Genomic DNA, 20,472 nt, shown 5'->3' with positions numbered 1-20,472 from the left:
TTGTGCAGGCGATAAGTGTTTGCGTTTGATGCCGGAAATACGCTATCTTCAGCAAGATCCTTTCTCTCTCAGGGCCTTTCGTGGAAACCTTGGACAAATTCGATGTCGCCATCCTGGGCCAGCTGCAGCAGGACGCGCGCCTGACGAATGCGGAACTGGCGCAGCGCGTCGGCCTTTCGGCCGCGCCCTGCTGGCGGCGCGTGCGCGCGCTGGAGCAGGCCGGCTTCATCCGGGGCTACCGGGCGGAAATCGACCGGCGCAAAATCGGTCTGGGCGTGTTGGCGTTTGTGCGCCTGGACGCCGACCGCAACACCGGCGGCGTCACGCGCGCGATGGAGGAGGCGATCCGTCAGATTCCCGAAGTGGTGTCCTGCCACTACATCAGCGGGACCGGCACCTTCGAGCTACAGGTGGTGGCGCGCGATCTGGACAGTTTTTCGCAGTTCGCGCGCGATGTGCTGCTGCACCTGCCCAATGTGAAAGACATGCACACCAGTTTTTCCCTGGGCGAAGTCAAGGCAGGAGGAGCCTTGCCGCTGTCGCACCTGGGTGGCGGGCGGTAGTCCGCGCTAGGGACTCAGCACGCGTTTCGCTTCGCTACGGCGTGATCCGACTCCAAAACCTGCGCCGTAGGCCAGCAAAAACACTATCTTATTGATAGCTTCTCACGCTTATGCAGCAAGCGCTAGAAGCCTATTTCTATTCTAGTTGGCCTGCCTCGGCCACAGCGCCCACAGTCGCAGCGGCTGCTTGAGCCGCCCTGCGGTCTCGCCCGCCTGCGCGCCCCAGCCAAGGAAGAAGTCGGCCCGCACCGCGCCGACGATGGCGCTGCCCGTGTCCTGCGCCAGCACCAGGCGCTGCAGGGGAACAAGCGGGCCGGGCGAGGCCAGCCAGACCGGCGTGCCGTAGGGGATGCTGGCCTTGTCCACCGCAATCGAGCGCCCCGGCGTCAGCGGCACGCCCTGGGCGCCGCGCGGGCCGAAGGCGGCGTCGAGCGCGTCCATGGGCTCCTCGCGGAAGAACACGTAGCGAGGGTTGGCCCACAGCAACTCGTTGACGCGCTGGGGGTTCTGCGCCATCCAGGCCCGAATGCCCGGCCAGGTGGCGTCGCGCACCAAGCCTTGGTCGAGCAGCCAGCGGCCAATGCTGCGGTAGGGCCGGTCGTTGGTGCCGGCGTAGGCCACGCGCACCAGACGGCGCGTGCCGTCGGGCTCCAGCAAGTTCAGCCGGCCTGAACCCTGAATGTGCAGCACCATGGCTTCCACCGGATCGCGCAGCCAGGCGATGGCGCGATCGGCCAAAGCCGCCTGCGCCTGGGGCAGGGTCTCGATCTCCTGGCGCGAATACCAGGGGCGGCGGCGCGCCAGGTCGGGTGGGGGTGCGTACAGCGGCACGCTGTAGCCGTCGCCCTGCACACGCGCGGCGTCGTATTCCGGCTCGAAATAGCCGGTCAGCAAGCCTTCCGTCGCACCGCTTGCGCCTTCCACCCGGTACGGCTGCAGGCGCGAAACCAGCCAGGCGCGCTGCTCTTCTCCCGTGGCGATGCTCAGCTGGCGCACCTCGCCGCACAGCGCGGCGAAGACCGGCGCCGGGCGTTCGCAGCTCTTGATCCAGGCGTTCCAGGCTTCGTACAGCGCGTCGTCGGCAAAACCCGGAAGCTCGCCCCAATGCACCGGCACCCAATGGCTGCGCGGCGGAGCCAGCGGTCCCGGCAGAGCAACCGGCTCACCGGGAAGCGGCGCCACCGGGGGAGGCGGACGTCTGATCGGCGGGGGCTCGGGCGCGGGGCGGGTGGCACAGGCCGCAAGGCTTCCTACAATCAGGGCCAGCAGCGCACGGCGCAGGAGTGAGGCATTCATGGGACTGATTTTGCTTGAGGCGCTGGGCGCACTGGTGGCACTGCTGCTGATTGTCTGGTGGACGATGTTTTCGGGCCGCCCGCGCGGTGAACCGCCCCATCGCCAACAGAAGGCAGACGAAGAGCTCCGCCCGCCTTCGCCTCCCCCTTCTTCACCCCAGCCGCCGGCTCCGCCGCCTGCGGGCTGAAGCTGTCGGCGTGGTCCTACCCGCGCAAGGCCGCAAGCGCCACAAGGGGGCCCGGCGCTTGCTCCAAGAATCGAAGGCAAGGCGCCGCCGTTCCGGCAGCGCAGGTTTTGCTTTTTGAAGGAGCTCTCGACATGCGCCATTCTCGAATTCTTGCTGCGGCCGCTGCCGCGATGGTCATCACCGGCTGCGCCAACATGGACGATACGCAGCGCCGCACCGCCACGGGCGCCGGCGTGGGCGCGCTGGCCGGCGCTGTGATCGGATCGGCCACGGGCGGAAGCGCCGGCACTGGCGCGGTGGTGGGCGCAGGCGTGGGCGCCCTGGGCACCTACATCTGGTCGCGCAACATGGAAAACCAGCGTCGCAGCATGGAGCAGGCAACGCGCGGCACCGGCGTTGGAGTGACCCAGACGGCCGACAACCAGCTCAAGCTGGAGATTCCGAGCGACATCTCGTTCGATACCAACAGCAGTGACATCCGCGGTGCTTTCCGCCCATTGCTGGATCAGTTCGCCCAGGGGCTGCGCGACAACCCGCGCACCGATGTGCGCATCGTGGGCCACACGGACAGCACGGGCAGCGATGCCGTGAACAACCCGCTGTCGGTGGACCGCGCAGCCAGCACACGCAGCTACCTGGCCGCGCGCGGCGTGGACCCTGCACGCATTCAGATCGAAGGCCGCGGCTCGCACCAACCGATCGCCAGCAACGACAGCGGCGAAGGGCGCGCGCGCAATCGGCGTGTGGAAATCTACGTTGGCGAGCGCGGTTAAAGCCGCACAAGGGATCGCTGAGGGCTGGCGGAAGCGTTCCAAGTCCGACAGCCTGCCATATCGGCACTAAAAAACCCGATGCCCCAGCGCCGGCAACTGTCGGCGCACCTGCGCCAATCGCTCCGGATCGGCTTCCGCCAGCACCAGGCCTGCGCCTTCGGGCCGCGCAGCCAAAACCTCGCCCCAGGGGTCGATCAGCAGGCTCTGGCCCCAGGTGCGGCGGCCGTTTTCGTGCCTTCCACCCTGCGCAGCGGCCAGCACAAAGGCCTGGTTTTCAATGGCGCGGGCGCGCAGCAACACTTCCCAGTGGGCGCTGCCCGTGGTCCAGGTGAAGGCGGCAGGCACCAGGAGCAGATCCGCACCTGCTGCGGCGTGCAGACGGTAGAACTCGGGAAAGCGCAGGTCGTAGCAGACAGACAAACCAAGGCACCAGTCGTGGCCGGTGCGGTCTTTGAGCCGGAACTGCACGGGGGCAGCACCCGGCTCGATGGTGCGGCTTTCGTCAATCTGCTCGCTTCCGTGCTCCAGGCGAAACAGATGCACCTTGTCATAGCGTGCGACGCAGCGGCCCTGCGGCGAGTAGGCCAGCGAGCTGTTGCGCACCCGGTCCGCGTCCTCACACACCAGCGGCAAGGTGCCGCCAACGATCCAAAGCCCCAGGTCCTGCGCCGCGCGCGCCAGAAAGTCCTGAACCGGGCCTTTGCCTGGCGTCTCAGCAAGGGCGAGCTTGTCGCGTTCGTGCAGGCCCATGGCAGAGAAGTATTCCGGCAACAGCGCCAGCTCAGCCCCTTCGGCGGCGGCGCGCTCGAGGAGCGTTCGCGCCGTGGCCAGATTGCCCTCAGCGCGTGCTCCGGAAACCATCTGCAGTGCGGCGATTTTCATGGCTTGTCCTCGGTGGCGGGTGCGCTGGGGCCCGCCGCCGGCGCGGTGGCGGCAGGCGGCGCGCCCAGACGGCGGCGTGGCAGTTTGGTGACTTCCGGGTCGCTCCAGGTGCCGCGAATGGAATACTCTTGCGTGGCTGCCGCAATCAATGGGCCACGCAAAAACACCTGGGCGAGAAAGCTGCCCAGGCCAATCACCGGATTGATGGCAGTGGCCACCAGGGAGGCAGTTAGCGCGTTGATCTCCGGAACCACGACGACATGCAAGTCCTGCGTTTCACGCTCAATGTCGGCGCGCCCTTCCATCAGCACGGCGGCGTTGACGCCCTTCATCTGCAGATTGTTGGTGGTGGCTACGCCGCGCTCGATCCCCACGTCGCCACGCACAAAGTCAAACGCAAAACCCTGGCTGAAGAGATCGCGGAAATCAAGCGAGAACCGGCGCGGCAGCGCCTGCAGACTGAGCACACTGAGCAATTTGGCCAGACCCGGTTCGGCTTTGAGGAACTGCCCGGCGCCCACGTCAAGATGGATCTGCCCGGTCATGGATCGGTAGTCCGGACTGATGGGTGCGCCCAGCCAGGCCACCTGCCCATCCATGCGCCCGCGCCCGCGCAGCACCACGTCCTGCATGCCCATGCGCGCCAGCAATTGCCCGGCATCGCGCATGTCCAGCGAAAAATTGAGCACCGTGCGGCGCTGCACCGCAGGGCCCGCGCCACCGGGGCGCGTGGCATTGATCTGCGCCCAGTTGCCGCTGGCTGCGAAGGAGGCTTCGGGGGTGGACAGATTGAACTTGGCCAAGCGCCATTCGCGCGTCGCGTCGGCCACGCCGCGGTTGCGCGCGTCGATTTCCAGGCGGCCCAGTTTGCGCCCGCGCAGCTCAAAGGCCTCCACCACGATATCGAGCGCCGGCAGGCTGGCCGGCTGCTCGGCAAGCAAATTGTCCACTTCGCTCACCGCACTTTCCGGCAACGACAAGCGCGAGAGGCGAGCAAAAAGTCCGCCGGCTCCCGCGTCTGCGTTGGCCTGACGGTACTCCAGGTAGCCCGCCAGTTCCTGTGCATCGAGGTTGGCGCGCCAGACCACACCTTCGCGAGAGCCCCCCACCACCAAGTCATGCAAGGTGCGGCCAGCCAGACGCAGGCTGCTCGCCTGCAAGGCGAAGCTGTCCGGCAGGTACGCTTGCAGTGCACCGGGTACGGTAGATGCGGCCTTCGGCGAGCCCGCTTTGGCCGTACCGGCTGCGCTGCTCCCGGCGGACAGCACGGCTTCCCAGGCGTCCACATCGAGCGCGCCAAAACGCAGATTCGCCTCCACGCTGCCGCTCGCCAACCCGCCACGTGCTTCGCTGGCTGGCACGCCCAGGGCAATGCTGCCGCTCAGTACCTTGGGGTCGCCCTGGCCCAGTTCGCGCAGATAGCTCAGTGCGCCCAGGGCCCCAATCTCCACATTCAGACGATCCTGCAGCGGCACCGCGCCGGGTGTTGCCGCCACAGAGGCCGCCGTCAACTGATTCTCAAAGCGCACCGGAAGGCTGGCATCGGCCGGCTTGGCAAGCGGCGCCGGCAGATCCAGAGCCAGGCCCTGCAAGCTGGTGGCCAGCGCGATCTCGGCGACCCCATGGCGCACCGTCAAACCCAGCGTATACGGCGCGCTGCCTGAAGCACGGCGAGCCAGCTCCGAAAGCAAGCCCAGCTCGCGCGCCTGCTGCAGCCCCTCGGCGCTGGCGGTGCCCTGCACGCGCAGCTGCACGCTGGGCACCTGCCCGGGCGTACTGCGCATTCCGCCCTCGATGCGCACCTCGCCGCCCAGGGCGCGCGCCTGCACACCGGCCAGGGAAAACCCACTCTCGGTGAACTGGACACTGCCACGCGCACGCGCCAGCAAGGGGGTGTCGGGCGTGATTCGCACATCGCTGCCGGCAAGCTTGAGGCTGCCCTGCACTTTGGACGCAGCAAGTTCGCTGATGGGCAATTGCAGGCGCAAACGCAGCTCCCCGTTGCCGCTGCCGGTGGCCTGCGCCAAGGCCTTGCCGGTCATGGCGGCCAAGGGCGACTGCGCCACAAAGGCCAGCAGCTCCGGCATCGGTCCGCGGGCATCTGCCGCCACGCTCACAACGCTGTGAGACAGGTCCGGTATCTGCGCCTCGACACCGCTGGCCACCACCCCCGTGCGCCCGGCGAAGCTGCCGGTCGCCCCTTTGACCTGCATGCCCGAGCGCTCGAAAATCAGCTCACCCGAGAGCTTGACCAGCGCCGGCCAGGGCACTTCACCGGCGTCCTGCAGCTGAGGCGGAACGTAGGCATAAGTCACGTCCTGCACGCGCGCGGCAATCCGAAACTCACCCTGGCGCGGGTTATCAAAAGGCATGTCGTGCAAATCGCCACGAACCCGAAACGTCACGCTGCTGGCGCGCCCGGCCTGCACCGCGTCGCGCACATAGTGGCGCGCCTCGGCTGACACCACCAGAGGCAGGTAGCGGTGTACCCGCGTGCCGTCCGCACGCTGCAACTGGCCAGACAGGTCCAGCACGCCGGGAAAGCGCGCCTTGGCGGGCGAGTGGGCCGGGTCACTGGTGTGCCAGCTGGCGGTGGCTTCGCCAGCAGCGTCCGCGTTGGCAAACTGCACACGCGGCACCTGTACCGAGATGCTCTCGCCTTCTTGCTTCCAGTTCACTTCCGCTTGCAGTCGGGTGAGGGGGAGCAGCGGCTCTTCAAACACGGACGGCAACCACAGCGCGCCGTCCTTCATCTGTAGCGTGGCCTTGCCGCCCTGCTGGGTGAGGTCGAAGTCGACATCCGCTCCCCGCACCCCCGGCGGCACGGCTTCGCCCGGCGCCAATGCCTGGGCCGCCGCAGGCGTGTCGGCCAGCGCGAGCGCACGGATGCGGCCCCGGGCCTCGTAGGCCGTCGGGGCCTCCAAGGGCCCCTGCCAGCCCGCGTGAATGCGCTCGACCCTACCCTGCGGGCCATAGCGTCGCAGCAGGTGGTGCATGGCATCCGGAAATGGCAGGCGGGCAGCAATGCGCGAGAGCGCCGCCAGGTCAAGCTGGTCGGCATCCAAGCTGCCACGCGCAAGCGCCTGAGCCTGTGCGTGCTGGTAGTCGAGCCGCAGATTGCCACCCGGCCAGGGCTCGCCGTCGCCCTCCACAAAACGCAGATTTTGGGTAAACAACTGAAACCCACGCGGATTGCGGCGCCCGCCCACGCGGCCCGCTACATCGCGCAGCACCAGGGGTTCGAGTTCTGGCGCCAGGCGCAGATCGAGATGCGCCAAGGCCACATCGGCCACGCCCCCGGCGGCCTGTCCGCGCTCCACGTCGAGCCAGGCGCGCACGGCTCCACGCCCCTGCGCAAGGGTGGCCGTGCCGAGATCGGCGTGGCGACCCAGGCGCGAGACGTCGACCTCGGGAAAGGAAGCGAAGACCTGCCCGCTCCACTGCTGCCAGCGCCCGCTGTGCACCGATAGCAAGGGTTCGCGCATGCGGGCGCTTAGCGTGAAGCGCTCGCCAAAGCCCGCTGGGGGCGTGGCATCGAGCCGGGCGGCGTGGCGCCACTGGCTGTTTTGCAGCAGCACATCCACCTGCTCCAGCGCCAGCGGCGGGGCGCCGCGCAGTTCGTCGGTCCAGAGCACGCGGCCACCGCGCACCACCACCTCGGGCTGTGAGAACAACCAGTCGGCCGCCCCACTGCCCTCACCGGCAGCGCTGACATCGAGACCTGCCACCCAAATGTGTCCGTCTGCGGTGCGCCGCACGTCGACCTGCGGGCCCTGAATGAACAGCTGCTCGAACCCCCGGCTGAGCAAGGAACGCGGCGAGATCGCCACCACCACTTGCGGCAGGCGCAGCGCTTGGCGCCCCTTTTCGTCGAGCAGCACCACATCACCCAGTTCGAAAGTGGGAATCAATCCCTCGGTGCGCGCACTGATCGCACCGAGCCGCACCGGAACACCCAAGGCCTGCTCGGCACGCTCCTCGATGAACGCACGGTATTCGCCGATTCGCGGCACAATCCAGCCGTGAAGCGTGCCCCAGGCGAGCGTCAGAAGCAGGCCAAGCGCCAGCAGCAGACCCAGGGACCACCGAGCGAGCACCGCCACCCAGCGCAGCAGGCGGGTGGGGTGCACAAAGGGTCTGGTCATGTTCTGGCGGGGTCTTCCAAGAATTATGACCCCCCCGACCGCGTCTGGAACTGCCCGAACCCGAGTCCTCATCGGCGGCGCCCCGAGCCGCACAGGCCATGCCCTCTGATTTGTCTGTCCGCACTGCCATCGACACCGAGCCCGCTGCGCATTCGCGTCTTCTCCAGCGCCTGCACCGTCGCTACGCCCAGGAACTTGTGCTGCTGCCCGAGGGAATGCCGGTGCGCGAGACCATGGAGCGCGCGCTGGCAGCGCTGCGCGAGCGCGGGCACGACCTGCCCACAGCCCTGCGCATCCTGCGCCAGATCGTCATTGAGCGCACGATGGTGCTCGATTGCGCACAGCAGGCCGATCTGTCCGAAGTCACGCGCGCCATGACCGAGCTGGCCGAGTTGGCGCTGGACCAAGCCTGCCAGCACGCGCGCTCCGAACTGGACGCCCGCCACGGCGCGCCGCAGACGGACGAAGGCGAACCCGTGGACTTGTGGATCGTCGGCATGGGCAAGCTCGGCGCGCGCGAGCTGAACGTCTCCAGCGACATCGACTTGATCTATGTGTACGCCAGCGACGGCGAAACGGCGGGCACCAGCGACGGGCGCGGGCGCACCTCCAACCACGAGTACTTCGGCCGGGCCGTGAAAATCATCTACGCGCTGATTGGCGAGGTGACCGAGCACGGCTGTGTGTTTCGCGTCGACCTGGCGCTGCGGCCCAATGGCAACTCGGGGCCTGTCGCCATCTCGCTGGCAGCGCTGGAGGAATACCTGCAGGTGCAGGGCCGGGAATGGGAGCGTTTTGCCTGGCTCAAGAGCCGGGTCGTGGCACCGCGCGCCAGCGTCACAGGGGATGCGGTGCAGGCGCTGCGCAGTGTGGTTCTGCCTTTTGTATTTCGACGCTATCTGGACTACAGCGTTTTCGACGCGTTGCGCGCCCTGCACCACCAGATTCGCGAACACGCGGCGCAGCGCAGCGCAGGCCGCCCCGAGCGTGCCAATGACGTCAAGCTCTCGCGCGGCGGCATTCGCGAGATTGAATTCACCGTGCAACTCCTTCAGGTGGTGCGCGGCGGGCAGTTCCCCGAACTGCGCCGGCGCCCCACGCTCGACGCCCTGCCGCGCATCGCCCAGGCCGGGCTGATGCCGCAGGAAACGGCCGAAGCGCTGGCGCGCGCCTACATCTTTCTGCGCCGCGTGGAGCACCGCATTCAGTACCTCGACGACCAGCAGACACACATCCTGCCGACGCGCGACGATGACCTGGCCTGGATCGCCGCAACGCTTGGGTGCGAGAGCGCCTGCGCATTTCTGCGCGAACTGGATGCGCACCGTGAACTGGTGGCCCAGGAATTTGACAAGCTGCTCGGCGGCAGCGATGCGCCGGCGTGCAAGGGCGGACGCTGCGGCAAACGCAATGCAGCCGGCGAGCGCGCCGCATCGGTGCCCGACATTGACACCGTGATCGAGACCCTGCCGCCGCTGCTGCAGAGCCGCGTGGCCGAATGGCGCAGCAACGCCCGCGTCACCGCCCTGCGCGACGAAGCCCGCGCGCGCCTGCTGCGCCTGGTGCAGCGCACGGCGCAGTGGGTGACCGAAGGGGAGGTCAGCGAAGAGGCTGCCGTGCGCCTGGTGAACTGGCTGGAAACCTTGCTGCGCCGCGAGAGCTACCTGGCGCTGCTGCTCGAGCGCCCGGCGGTGCATGAGCAGTTGCTCCATCTGCTGGGCGCTGCCCGCTGGCCGGCGCGCTACCTGCAGCAACACCCCGGCGTGATCGACGAACTCGCCGGCACCGAAATGCTGACCGAGCGCTTTGTGGCTGCCGACTTCGAACAGGGCCTGGAGCTGCGCCGCAGCTCGCTGCAGTCCACCCAGGAAGACGACGACGAAGCCTTGCTCGACCTGCTGCGCCGCGCCCACCACGCCGAAACCTTTCGCACCCTGGCGCGCGACCTCGAAGGCCGCATCACGGTGGAACAAGTGGCCGACGACTTGAGCGCGCTGGCCGACAGCGTGCTGCGCCTGACTGCGCGCTGGTGCTGGGAGCGGCTGCGCAATCGCCACCGCGAAGAGCCACAGTTCGGCATCGTGGGCTACGGCAAACTCGGCGGCAAGGAGCTGGGCTATGGCAGCGACCTCGACATCGTGTTCGTGTTTGACGATGACGACGAGAATGCGCCGGAGATTTACACCGCTTTCGTGCGCAAGCTGATCAACTGGCTCACGGTGAAAACCGGCGAGGGCGATCTGTTTGAAATCGACACCGCGCTGCGGCCCAACGGCAACTCGGGCCTGCTGGTGAGCAGCTTTGACTCTTTTTCCAACTACCAGCAGCGCCGGGGCAGCAACACCGCCTGGACCTGGGAGCACCAGGCCATGACGCGCGCACGCTTCGTGCTCGGCAGCGCGGACCTGGAGCAGCGCTTCAATGAGGTGCGCACCGCCGTGGTCACCGCCCCGCGCGACCCCGTGGCGCTGGCGCAGGAAATCATCGACATGCGCGAGCGGGTCCACAGCGCCCACCCCGTGCCACCGGGCAGTTTTGACGTGAAACACAGCCGCGGCGGCATGGTGGACGTGGAATTTGCCATGCAGTTCTTGGTGCTGTCTCAATCGGCTGTGCACTCGGAACTGGTGGAAAACAAGGGCAATATCGGTTTGCTCCAGCGCGCAGAAGACGCCGGCCTGCTGCCTGCCGGCGTGGGCGCTGCGGCCGCTGCGGCGTACCGGCGCCTGCGCCAGATACAGCACCGCGCGCGCCTGAACGAAGAACCCACCCGCGTCCCGCCAGAGAGCGTAGAGACCGAGCGCGAGGCGGTGCTATGTTTATGGAACGCCGTCTTCTCCGCTTGAGCAAGCTTGACGAGCGCCGCGGCTCAGCCGACGCCATCACCCGCCTGCCAGTGGCCGCGCTGCGCCCGTTTGTCGCGTTGGTGTGGGCCAGTGGTGCCGACGCGCCGGACCCCGCAGTCACGCAAGCCGCGAGTGAACTGATGCTGCCCACGGGCGCAACCCATCTGGCGATCAGGCTCAGCGAACAGCCCCTCTGGATTTCCGACACCGACAGCGCAGCGCCGCAGCGCTTTGAAGGCGCGATGATCGCTGGCGCCCGCAAGCGCTTCTACCTGCGCCGATCCAGTGCCCTTGCCAGCTCCGTCGGCGCAGTACTCAAACCCGGTGCGGCGCGGGCGCTGTTAGGTGTTTGCGCGCACGAACTTGCCGGCGCGCACACAGCGCTCGCGGCAGCCTGGGGCGCCAGCTGCAACGAACTGCGCGGGCGCCTGCTTGGGGCACGCAGCGGCGAGGAACGGCTCAGGCTACTGGAGGCGGCGCTGCTGGCGCGGCTGCCACTAGCGTGCGCCGTGCACCCTGGCGTTGCTGCTGCACTTGGACGGATGCCCGAACTGAGCCGTATTCGCGATGCTGTGCAGTTGAGCGGCCTGAGCCACCGCCAGTTCATCGCGCGCTTTCGCGAAGCGGTGGGTCTCGATCCCAAGGTGTACCTGCGCGTTCTTCGGCTGCAAGCGACAGCGCGCGCCCTTCGCAGCCACACGGCGCCACTGTGGGAAATTGCACTCGACAGCGGCTACAGCGACCAGGCGCACATGACGCGCGAATTCACCGAAATGGCCGGTGTCACGCCCGACAGGTACCGCAGCGCACCAGACGCAACATCTTTGCACCTGCCCCTGCCGGTGCCATGAGTCGGGGCGCCTGACGTCAAAAATCTTCAAGACACAGGTATGAGCGCGCAGTACGCTGCACGGCTTCTTTACCTCACCCCCCGATTGGACATCGTCATGACGATCAAAGACGCATTCTCCTACCTGTGCGTATCCGACGCTGCCGCTGCAGCGGACTTCTATCGCGACGCCTTTGGTGCTGTCGAGCGGTTCCGCCTGGTGGAGCCGGGAGGCCGCGTCGGCCATATGGAGCTCGATTTCGGCAGCACCACGGTGATGTTCAGCGAAGCGTTCCCCGACTTCGGCGTGCTGTGCCCACCTGCAACGGGCGCTCAGTCGCATCGAATGCACCTGCACGTAGACAACGCGGACGCAGTCCTCGCGCAAGCTGTGTCGGTTGGTGCGACGCTTGAGCGTGCCGCGCAAGACCAGTTCTACGGCGAACGCGCAGGCGTGGTGCTCGACCCCTTTGGCCACCGCTGGCTGATCGGCCACGAAATCGAGGCCGTTTCGACCCAGGAAATGCAGCGCCGCTACACGGCCATGTGCACGCAAAGCTGACTGGCACGGGCCTCGGGCCCGCGTCAGGAGTGCGCGGCGCAGGAGATCGTCTGTCAGGTGACAGCAACGCCCGCATGCAATGTTTCGCGCTATCGGGCACAAAAAGCGACGCTCTCGTTGGTTTTTTGCTAAAACTACGCCCCTTTGCCCTTTGGGTTGTCGACGCGCCGGCTGGAGCGCCACAAGCGCTTCGCACCGCTCGCGCAACCGGCCCGTGACATGTGTGCTTCCCCCCTATGACTATCCCGTTTACCCGCTGCGCGTTTGCTCACGCGTCGCGTCGCACGCTGGTGCTCATGTTGCCGCTGGCGCTCGCCGCGTGCGCGGTGCACCGCCCCGCTGCCCAGGTTGATGCCCCCAAGCCCGCCCGCTGGCATGCGCCCCTGCCGCACCACGCAAGCGTGGCCGACCTGGCGCGCTGGTGGGAGCGCCAGGGTGACCCGCTGCTGGTCGAATTGATTGCGGAGGCCCAAGGCGCCAGCCCGGACATCGCGCAGGCCCGCGCCCGCCTGGCACAGGCGCGCGCTGCCCAAGTGGCAGCACGCTCGGCCTTGCTGCCTGGGCTCGACGGGCAAGCCAGCGCCAGCCGCGGTTTCAACCAACAGGTGGGCGCGCTGGCGAGCACGGCGCAGGCGGGAGTGCAAGCGGGCTGGGAAATCGACCTGTTTGGCGGCAACGCGGCCACCGGCGATGCGGCCCGCGAACGCCTGGCCGGCGCCGGCGCTCAGTGGCACGAAGCGCGCGTGTCGGTGGCGGCCGAGGTGGCGCTGCAGCTCACCGGCTGGCGCAGTTGCGCGCAGCAGTTGGCGGTGGCGCAGGCCGATACGCAATCGCGCGGCGAGACGGCGCGGCTGGCGCAAGCGAGCGAAATGGCTGGCTTCACGGCACCTGCCACGGCGGCGCTTGCCAACGCCAGCTATTCCGACGCCAAGGTGCGCACCGAGCGCCAGCGCATGCAGTGCGACATCAAGCTCAAAACGCTGGTGGCGCTCACGGCCATGGACGAGTCCACGCTGCGTACCCGGCTTGCCACTGCTGCGCCGGTGGTCGCGCCAGAGGCTCTGTTTGCCATTGGCGAGGTGCCAGCAGAGGCGTTGGCGCAGCGCCCCGACGTGTACGCCGCCGAGCGCGAAGTCGCCGCCGCCAGCGCCGAGGTAGGGGCAGCACGCGCAGACCGCTACCCGCGCCTGAGCCTGACCGGCTCGATCGGGCGCGGCTGGCTGCGCACCGGCGGCGCGAGCGTCAGCAGCAACACCTGGTCCATAGGCCCGGTGGCGCTCAGCCTGCCCCTCTTTGACGCCGGACGCCGCGCCGCGCAGGTGGACGCTGCAGTGGCGCGCTACGACGCCGCGGTGCAGATCTACCGCGCCCAGGTGCGCAGGGCGGTCAGTGAGGTGGAGCAGGCGCTGGTTCAGCTTGCCAGCACCGACACCCGCAGCACCGACGCAAGCCAAGCCGCCGCCGGCTACCGCCGCTCGTTCGAAGCTACCGAGGCGCGCTGGCGCGCCGGCCTGGCGAGCCTGGTGGAACTGGAAGACGCGCGCCGCACCCTGCTCGCCGCCGAAACCGCGCTGGTCGCCCTGCGGCAAGAGCGCATGGCCGCCTGGATTGCGCTTTACCGCGCCGTCGGCGGCGGCTGGGAGGCGCAGCAGGTCGCGGCGGCGCCGCAGTCCACCCGCTGATTTCTTTTTTTGTCCATTGACCGCAGGAACCTTTCTTCCATGCAGCGCAGAAAACTGACCCTCTCCCTTGCCGCTATCGCCACGCTGTGTGTGCTGGCCGCCGCCTTCGCCTTGTTCGCTGCCCCGCCTTCGCGCGCCGCGGACGATGCCAAGGAAGGCGAGGCGAGCAAGCCACGTCCGGCACTGGCCGTCACGGTGGTTGAGCCCACGCGCTCGTCCATCCGCTTGCGCCTGCCCGCCAACGGCAACGTCGCCGCCTGGCAGGAAGCAAGCATCGGCGCCCAGAGCAATGGCCTGCGCCTGACCGAAGTGCGCGCCAACGTGGGCGACCGGGTGCGCACGGGCCAGGTGCTGGCCGTGTTTGCCGACGACACCGTGCAGGCCGACCTGGCGCAAGCACGCGCCAGCCTGCTGGAAGCCAAGGCGAACGCCGCGGAAGCCTCAGCCAATGCCGAGCGCGCGCAGACCTTGATTGCCTCGGGCACGCTCAGTCAGCAGCAAATCGGCCAGTACGCCACCGGCTCACAAACCGCCCAAGCCCGCGTCGAGGCCGCGCAGGCCCTGCTCAGCGCCCAGCAGCTGCGTCTCAAGCACACGCAGGTTCTGGCGCCCGACAGCGGCGTCATTTCATCGCGCAGCGCCACGGTGGGCGCCGTGGTCGGCGCAGGCACCGAGCTGTTTCGCATGGTCAGGAAGGGCCGGCTCGAATGGCGCGCCGAAGTGAGCGCGACCGACCTGCCGCGCATCCACACCGGCGACCCGGTGCGCGTGACCACCGCCGCCGGCACCGAGGTGGCTGGGACGGTGCGCATGCTTGCGCCCACGGTGGACCCGAAAACGCGCAATGCGCTGGTGTACGTGGACCTGCCCCCGCACGCGGACCTGCGCTCCGGCATGTACGCGCAAGGCGAATTCCTGCTCGGCGAGCGTTCGGCGCTCACGGTGCCGCAGTCGGCCCTGGTGCTGCGCGACGGCTTCCAGCATGTGTTCGAGCTTGGCGCGGACAGCCATGTCGTGCTGCACCGCGTGCAGATCGGCCAGCGCGTCGGCGAGCGCGTGGAGATTGCCTCTGGCCTTGAGCCCGGCGCGCGGGTGGTGGCGCGCGGCGGCGCCTTCCTGAACGACGGCGATCTGGTGCGCGTCACTCAGAATTCTGAACAAAATAGGGCTCCAGCGCTTACTGCACCTGCGCAAGCAGCTAGCAAATAAGGAGCATCGGTATGAACCTTTCCGCCTGGTCCATCCGCAACCCGATTCCTGCAGCCATGCTGTTCGTGCTGCTGACCCTTGCGGGCCTGCTGTCGTTTCGCGCCATGAAGGTGCAGAACTTTCCGGACATGGATTTCCCCGTGGTCATGGTCACCGCAGTACTGCCTGGCGCTGCGCCCGGCCAGCTTGAATCGGACGTGGCGCGCAAAATCGAAAACGCCATTGCCACCACGCAAGGCCTCAAGCACATCACCACCACGCTGACCGATGGATCGGCCAGCATTGCCGCCGAGTTCAACCTGGAAAAGCCGGTGCAGGAGGCGGTGGACGACGTGCGCTCGGCCGTCTCGCGCGTGCGCGCCGACCTGCCGGCCGACCTGCGCGACCCCATCGTCGCCAAGCTGGAGCTCTCGGCCCAGCCGATTCTGGCGTTTGCCATTGCCTCCGAGCGCATGGACGCCGAAGCACTTTCGTGGTTTGTGGACGATACGCTCACCCGCCGCCTGCTGGCCGTGCCCGGCGTAGGCGCGGTGAACCGCGTCGGTGGCGTGACGCGCGAGGTGCGCGTGGCGCTTGACCCGCTCAAACTGCAGGCGCTTGGCGTCACAGCGGCCGAGGTGTCGCGCCAACTGCGCCAGGTGCAAATCCAGAGCGCAGGCGGCCGCGCCGACCTGGGCGGCGCCGAGCAACCGGTGCGCACCCTGGCCACCGTGCAAACGGCGGGCGAAATCGCCGCGCTCGACATTCCGCTCTCAGGCGGGCGCCACGTGCGTCTCGACCAGGTTGCCAGCGTGCGCGACACCGTGGCCGAGCAGCGCACCGCCGCGCTGCTGGACGGCAAGCAGGTGATCGGTTTTGAAGTCTCGCGCAGCCGGGGAGCAAGCGAGATCGAAGTGGGTGCGGGCGTGCAGCGCGCGCTTGACCAGTTGCTGGCCGACCACCCCGACCTGCAGCTCACGCGCACGGTGGATTTCGTGCAGATTGCCAGCGATGAGTACACCAGCTCCATGCACCTGCTGTACGAGGGCGCCATCCTCGCGGTGGTGGTGGTGTGGCTGTTCTTGCGCAACTGGCGGGCCACCATCGTCTCTGCCGTGGCGCTGCCGCTGTCGATCATTCCGGCGTTCATCGGCATGCACCTGCTGGGCTTTTCCATCAACATCATCACGCTTTTGGCGCTCTCGCTGGTGGTCGGCATCCTGGTGGACGACGCCATCGTCGAGGTGGAAAACATCGTGCGCCACTTGCGCATGGGCAAATCGCCTTACGAGGCCGCCATGGAAGCGGCCGAAGAGATTGGCCTGGCCGTCGTTGCCACCACCTTCTCGCTGATCGCGGTGTTCCTGCCCACCGCCTTCATGAGCGGCATTGCCGGGCGCTTCTTCAAACAGTTTGGCTGGACGGCGGCGCTGGCGGTGTTCGCCTCGCTCGTCGTTGCGCGCTTGCTCACGCCCATGATGTCGGCCTACATGCTCAAGCCCCTGGTGGCCCTGGAGCGCGAGCCGCGCTGGCTGGCGGCGTACATGCGCGCCTCCGCCTGGTGCCTCAGGCACCGCATCCTCACCATTGCGGGGGCGCTGCTGTTCTTTGTCGGCTCCATCGCGCTGATCCCGCTGCTGCCGTCCGGCTTCATCCCGGCAGACGACAATGCCCAGACCCAGGTCAACCTTGAGTTGCCGCCCGGCAGCAAGCTGGCCGACACGCGCGCCGCCGTTGCCCAGGCTGCCGAGCGGGTGCAGCGCGTAGGCCATGTGCAAAGCATTTACACGACGATTGGCGGCGGCACGGCGGGCACCGACCCGTTCGCCGGCGGTGGCGGTGCCGGCGACCCGCGCAAAGCCACGCTGACGCTGCGCCTGGCGCCGCGTGGCGAGCGCCCGCTCAAGCAAGAGATCGAGCAGCGCCTGCGCGCCGCGCTCGCCGACCTGCCAGGCGTGCGCGTGAAGATTGGCCTGGGTGGCTCGAACGACAAGTACGTGCTGGCGCTTGCCAGCGAAGACCCGCAGGCGCTCGCCAGCGCCGCACGCGCCGTGGAGCAGGGCATTCGCACCATCCCCGGCATCGGCGGGGTGAGCTCCAACGCCAGTCTGGCGCGGCCCGAGATTGCCGTGCGCCCCGATTTCGCCCGCGCCGCCGACCTGGGCGTGACGTCGCAAGCCATCGCCGAGACGCTGCGCGTGGCCACCGTGGGCGACTACGACCAGTATTTGCCCAAGCTGAACCTGTCGCAGCGCCAGATTCCCATCGTGGTTCGCCTGAACGACGCAGCGCGCGAAGACCTCTCTGTGCTGGAACGCCTCACGGTGCCCGGCTCCAACGGCCCGGTGCGCCTGGCCGAAGTCGCCACGCTGGAAGTGGCCGGTGGCCCGGCGGTCATCAGCCGCTACGACCGCTCGCGCAACGTCAACTTCGAAATCGAGCTGGGCGAGCGCGGCCTGGGCGAAGTGACCGAAGCCGTGAAGAACCTGCCCGCCGTGCGCGACCTGCCCAGCCGGGTTCGGCTGATCGACGTGGGCGACGCGGAAATGATGGGCGAGCTGTTCGCCAGCTTTGGCCTGGCCATGTTGACCGGCGTGGTCTGCATCTACATCGTGCTGGTGCTGCTGTTCAAGGACTTCCTGCAGCCGGTGACCATCCTGATGGCGCTGCCGCTGGCGCTGGGCGGCGCCTTTGTCGGGCTGTTGATTGCGGGCAAGAGTTTTTCCATGCCGTCGCTCATCGGCCTCGTGATGCTGATGGGCATTGCCACCAAGAACTCCATCCTGCTGGTGGAATACGCCATCGTCGCGCGCCGCGACCACGGCATGAGCCGCATGGACGCCTTGCTCGACGCCTGCCACAAGCGCGCCCGCCCCATCATCATGACGACGCTGGCCATGGGCGCCGGCATGCTGCCGATTGCGCTGGCGCTGGGCGATGCCGACATGAGCTTTCGCTCGCCCATGGCGGTGGCGGTGATTGGCGGGTTGATCACCTCGACCCTGCTCAGCCTGCTGGTGGTGCCGGCAGTGTTCACCTACATCGACGACCTGGAGCATTGGTTGCAACGGGTTTTGCGGCGAGGAAAGCCCGCGACCCACTCCCCGGCGCACCGGCCGGAGGGCCAGCCAGCGGGACGATAGGGCAAACAGCGCCGCCGCGACGGCCTTTTTGCCCTGCTGAGCAGCCAGGGCCACGTTCCATAATGTGAGGCCTGCTATGAACCTCGTTGCCCTCAACCCCGCCTCGCTGATCCTTGGTCAACCCCTGCCTTTCGCGTTGCGGGGGACCGATGGCACGCTCCTGGCCAACAAGGGGTATGTGCTGCTCAGGGATGAGATCGAAGGCCTCCTGGGGCGCGGCGTGCAACTGTGCGTCGATATCGAGGAGTCGGAGGAGAGCCACCGCGCCTACCTGGCGCAGTTGCAGCAGATGCTGATCTCTGACCAGCCGCTGGGCCAGATCGCCAGCATGAAGATCGACGGCGCCGCGCCCGCACAGGCCGGACGCACCCGTCAGGGCCCGGTGGACTGGCCCGAGCTGCAATGGAAAACCACCCAGCTGCTCAGCAACCCCAGCGCCACGGACTTTGGCTCGCGCTTTCTGGCGCTGCACACCGAGGTGGCACGCGCTGCGTTGCACGCGCCCGACGCCACCTTGCTGACGCTGATCCTGCGTTCCAGCGACGAAACCCGGGTTTACAGCGCCACGCATGTGCTGCTGGTGGCCAGCGTCTGCATGCTGGTGGCGCGCGACGGCTTGCACTGGAGCGCTGAGCAGGCAGCACGGGCCGGCCGGGTGGCGCTCTCCATGAACATCTCCATGACCGAACTGCAGGACCGCCTGGCCCAGCAGAGCGCACCCCTCAGCGGCGCACAGATTGCCCAGATACAGGACCACGCCGACCGCTCGGCCAGCATGCTGGCATCGCTGGGCGTGTCTGACCGCGTCTGGCTGGACGCCGTGCGACAGCACCACGACCGCGCCCCAGGGCCACTGGCGGGGCGCAGCGAAGCCGCGCAGATCGCGCGCCTGGTCCAGCGCACCGACATTTTTGCCGCCCGTCTCGCACCGCGCGCGGGCCGCACGCCCATGGCCGTCACTGCCGCGATCAAGGCCTGCTACTACGGAGAAGACCGGCAGGTGGACGAGGCCGGCGCATCCATGCTGCACACGCTGGGCATTTACCCGCCCGGCTCGCTGGTCAAGCTGACCAGCGAGGAAATCGCCGTCGTGCTTCGGCGCGGCAGCACCCCCACGACACCGCGCGTGGCGGTGGTGCGAAGCCGAAGCGGCATGCCCACGGGTGAATTGATCTCCCGCGATACTTCGCAGCCGAACTGGCGCATCACTGGCGTCGTGACCCAGGAGGAGTTGCGCATGCAACTGCCTATCGAGCGGCTCGCGGCGATGGTTTAGGCCCTAGCCCTAGCCCTGGCCCTCGCGCTGCGCCCGCCACAATGCCAGCGCTGGCGGCATATCCTCCAGTTCGCGCAGCACCTTCACGCCCGCAACAGCCTCCATCAAACCAGCCGCACCCTGGCCTCCAGCCCAGACCGCAATCTGGATCGGCAGCTGTGCCCGCACTTCGTGTAGCCCGGCGCGCACCTGCGTGGGGGGCAGCACACCGCTGAAACTGAGCGCCACAATGTCGGCGCGAAAAGCCTCGGCGGCGCGCGCGATGTCGGCGTGAGGGGTCTGGGTGCCCAGCGACAGGCAAATGCAGCCGCGCAGCGCCAACAGCGCTTCGAGCATCAACAGCCCCAGTCCATGCTGCTCCTGGGCAAACGTCGTGAGCAGCACGCGTGGCGTGCCACCCGCGCGAGCCGCCGGAACGCCCGCCACGGCGCTGCGCAGGACGCCGGTGACGCATTCGGTGTAGAGGTGTTCCTCAAACACTTCAAAACGCCCTTCCACCCAGGCCAAACCCACGGCGCGATTCAAAGGCGCCACGCATTCGAGCACGCAGCGCTCCAGCCCCAGTGAAAGCATGGCGCGGGTGAGTCGATCGCGCAGGCCGACCGGGTCGTGCGCGGCGATGCAGTCGAGGTATGGCGCCAGCATCTCTTGCCCAACGATCTGTGCCTGCTCCCGCACACCAGCGCCGCGCCGCGCTTTGCGCGCACGCACAGGACCCGTGCTCGCCGCGTCTGGGCCACCCGACGAAACCGCCTGGATCAGTGCCTCCAGCGCTTGTGGCGCCAGAGCCACCACTTGCCCCGGTCGATGCCCAGCATGAATCAAGCGACGCAGTTGCCGCAAACGAGCCACCTGCTCGGCCAGATACACGCGCTCCCCCTGCGCGTCGCGCCCTGGCGTGGGAAAGCCATAGCGTCGCTCCCACATACGCAGCGTGTCTTTGGACAGCCCCGTTTCCCGCTCCACCGCCGAGATCGGGTAAGCGCCGGCCGCCTCTTCATCTGGACGCAGAGGCTCGTTCATCGAAAAAAGTACCCGTGTAGGTGCATGGCAACGAATCCAGATCAGCGCAGCGCGCGTATTGCTTGAAAGGCCGGGCA

General features: G+C 67.9%; 14 protein-coding genes. 10 read left to right on the top strand and 4 right to left on the bottom strand.

Annotated elements, in window-relative coordinates; genetic code table 11:
* Positions 1 to 80: 80 nt before the first annotated feature.
* Positions 81 to 563 (top strand): Lrp/AsnC family transcriptional regulator, encoded by a 483-nt coding sequence (locus C6571_RS08760; RefSeq protein WP_106446347.1) that lies wholly within the window; start codon positions 81 to 83, stop codon positions 561 to 563.
* A gap of 141 nt (positions 564 to 704) precedes the next feature.
* Here the strand turns inward: C6571_RS08760 and mltA are convergent, their stop codons facing one another.
* On the bottom strand, positions 705 to 1,925 hold the full coding sequence (mltA, locus tag C6571_RS08755) for a murein transglycosylase A (protein WP_245901523.1): 1,221 nt from the start codon (positions 1,923 to 1,925) through the stop codon (positions 705 to 707).
* Here mltA and C6571_RS19980 point away from each other — a divergent pair.
* Together C6571_RS19980 and C6571_RS08750 are read left to right on the top strand one after the other, a co-directional pair.
* A complete protein-coding gene (locus C6571_RS19980) occupies positions 1,858 to 2,046 on the top strand; it encodes a hypothetical protein (RefSeq protein WP_245901521.1) in 189 nt (62 codons plus the stop codon). The two genes, mltA and C6571_RS19980, sit on opposite strands and share 68 nt — an antisense overlap.
* A 131-nt stretch (positions 2,047 to 2,177) precedes the next feature.
* Complete coding sequence (locus tag C6571_RS08750; RefSeq protein WP_106446345.1) at positions 2,178 to 2,819, top strand: YiaD family glycine zipper/OmpA-like lipoprotein; 642 nt, start codon at positions 2,178 to 2,180, stop codon at positions 2,817 to 2,819.
* 66 nt (positions 2,820 to 2,885) lie between these two features.
* Here C6571_RS08750 and C6571_RS08745 read toward each other — a convergent pair whose 3' ends face one another.
* The gene (locus C6571_RS08745; protein WP_106446344.1) at positions 2,886 to 3,701 is read right to left on the bottom strand and encodes a carbon-nitrogen hydrolase family protein; all 816 of its coding nucleotides are present in this window, start codon (positions 3,699 to 3,701) and stop codon (positions 2,886 to 2,888) included.
* Positions 3,698 to 7,846 (bottom strand): YhdP family protein, encoded by a 4,149-nt coding sequence (locus C6571_RS08740; protein ID WP_106446343.1) that lies wholly within the window; start codon positions 7,844 to 7,846, stop codon positions 3,698 to 3,700. Before C6571_RS08740 ends, C6571_RS08745 begins: the two co-directional genes overlap by 4 nt.
* A 98-nt stretch (positions 7,847 to 7,944) precedes the next feature.
* Here C6571_RS08740 and glnE point away from each other — a divergent pair, with 98 nt between their 5' ends.
* From glnE to C6571_RS08705, 7 genes are all read left to right on the top strand, one after another.
* Positions 7,945 to 10,692: a bifunctional [glutamate--ammonia ligase]-adenylyl-L-tyrosine phosphorylase/[glutamate--ammonia-ligase] adenylyltransferase gene (glnE, locus tag C6571_RS08735; protein ID WP_106446342.1), complete on the top strand. Its 2,748-nt coding sequence runs from the start codon at positions 7,945 to 7,947 to the stop codon at positions 10,690 to 10,692.
* Positions 10,689 to 11,543, top strand: a complete 855-nt coding sequence (locus C6571_RS08730; protein ID WP_211300716.1) for a helix-turn-helix transcriptional regulator — start codon at positions 10,689 to 10,691, stop codon at positions 11,541 to 11,543. The genes glnE and C6571_RS08730 overlap by 4 nt, the downstream gene beginning before the upstream one ends.
* Positions 11,544 to 11,582: 39 nt before the next feature.
* Entirely contained in the window at positions 11,583 to 12,083 is a 501-nt protein-coding gene (locus C6571_RS08725) for a VOC family protein (protein WP_338054259.1), read from the top strand.
* A 236-nt stretch (positions 12,084 to 12,319) separates the two neighbouring features.
* Entirely contained in the window at positions 12,320 to 13,765 is a 1,446-nt protein-coding gene (locus tag C6571_RS08720) for an efflux transporter outer membrane subunit (protein WP_106446340.1), read from the top strand.
* Between the two features lie 39 nt (positions 13,766 to 13,804).
* Entirely contained in the window at positions 13,805 to 14,974 is a 1,170-nt protein-coding gene (locus C6571_RS08715; protein ID WP_106446339.1) for an efflux RND transporter periplasmic adaptor subunit, read from the top strand.
* A gap of 11 nt (positions 14,975 to 14,985) precedes the next feature.
* Positions 14,986 to 18,096 carry an efflux RND transporter permease subunit gene (locus C6571_RS08710; protein ID WP_106446338.1) on the top strand — a complete coding sequence of 1,037 codons (3,111 nt, stop codon included), beginning with the start codon at positions 14,986 to 14,988 and terminating at the stop codon, positions 18,094 to 18,096.
* 76 nt (positions 18,097 to 18,172) lie between these two features.
* A complete protein-coding gene (locus C6571_RS08705) occupies positions 18,173 to 19,372 on the top strand; it encodes an HD-GYP domain-containing protein (RefSeq protein ID WP_106446337.1) in 1,200 nt (399 codons plus the stop codon).
* A gap of 9 nt (positions 19,373 to 19,381) precedes the next feature.
* Here C6571_RS08705 and C6571_RS08700 read toward each other — a convergent pair whose 3' ends face one another.
* A complete protein-coding gene (locus tag C6571_RS08700; RefSeq protein ID WP_106446336.1) occupies positions 19,382 to 20,395 on the bottom strand; it encodes a MerR family transcriptional regulator in 1,014 nt (337 codons plus the stop codon).
* Between the last annotated feature and the right edge of the window lie 77 nt (positions 20,396 to 20,472).

It is taken from the genome of Simplicispira suum (assembly GCF_003008595.1).
GTDB classification, from domain to species: domain Bacteria; phylum Pseudomonadota; class Gammaproteobacteria; order Burkholderiales; family Burkholderiaceae_C; genus Simplicispira; species Simplicispira suum.
This window is presented reverse-complemented; position numbering and strand designations above follow the sequence as displayed.

What these genes read in the sequence shown, in the direction of transcription:
- C6571_RS19980 (WP_245901521.1), top strand. Translation starts at nt 1,858, where the DNA reads ATGGGACTGATTTTGCTTGAGGCGCTGGGCGCACTGGTGGCACTGCTG.
- C6571_RS08750 (WP_106446345.1), top strand. Translation starts at nt 2,178, where the DNA reads ATGCGCCATTCTCGAATTCTTGCTGCGGCCGCTGCCGCGATGGTCATC.
- C6571_RS08745 (WP_106446344.1), bottom strand. Translation starts at nt 3,701, where the DNA reads ATGAAAATCGCCGCACTGCAGATGGTTTCCGGAGCACGCGCTGAGGGC.
- C6571_RS08740 (WP_106446343.1), bottom strand. Translation starts at nt 7,846, where the DNA reads ATGACCAGACCCTTTGTGCACCCCACCCGCCTGCTGCGCTGGGTGGCG.
- glnE (WP_106446342.1), top strand. Translation starts at nt 7,945, where the DNA reads ATGCCCTCTGATTTGTCTGTCCGCACTGCCATCGACACCGAGCCCGCT.
- C6571_RS08725 (WP_338054259.1), top strand. Translation starts at nt 11,583, where the DNA reads ATGAGCGCGCAGTACGCTGCACGGCTTCTTTACCTCACCCCCCGATTG.
- C6571_RS08720 (WP_106446340.1), top strand. Translation starts at nt 12,320, where the DNA reads ATGACTATCCCGTTTACCCGCTGCGCGTTTGCTCACGCGTCGCGTCGC.
- C6571_RS08715 (WP_106446339.1), top strand. Translation starts at nt 13,805, where the DNA reads ATGCAGCGCAGAAAACTGACCCTCTCCCTTGCCGCTATCGCCACGCTG.
- C6571_RS08710 (WP_106446338.1), top strand. Translation starts at nt 14,986, where the DNA reads ATGAACCTTTCCGCCTGGTCCATCCGCAACCCGATTCCTGCAGCCATG.
- C6571_RS08705 (WP_106446337.1), top strand. Translation starts at nt 18,173, where the DNA reads ATGAACCTCGTTGCCCTCAACCCCGCCTCGCTGATCCTTGGTCAACCC.
- C6571_RS08700 (WP_106446336.1), bottom strand. Translation starts at nt 20,395, where the DNA reads ATGAACGAGCCTCTGCGTCCAGATGAAGAGGCGGCCGGCGCTTACCCG.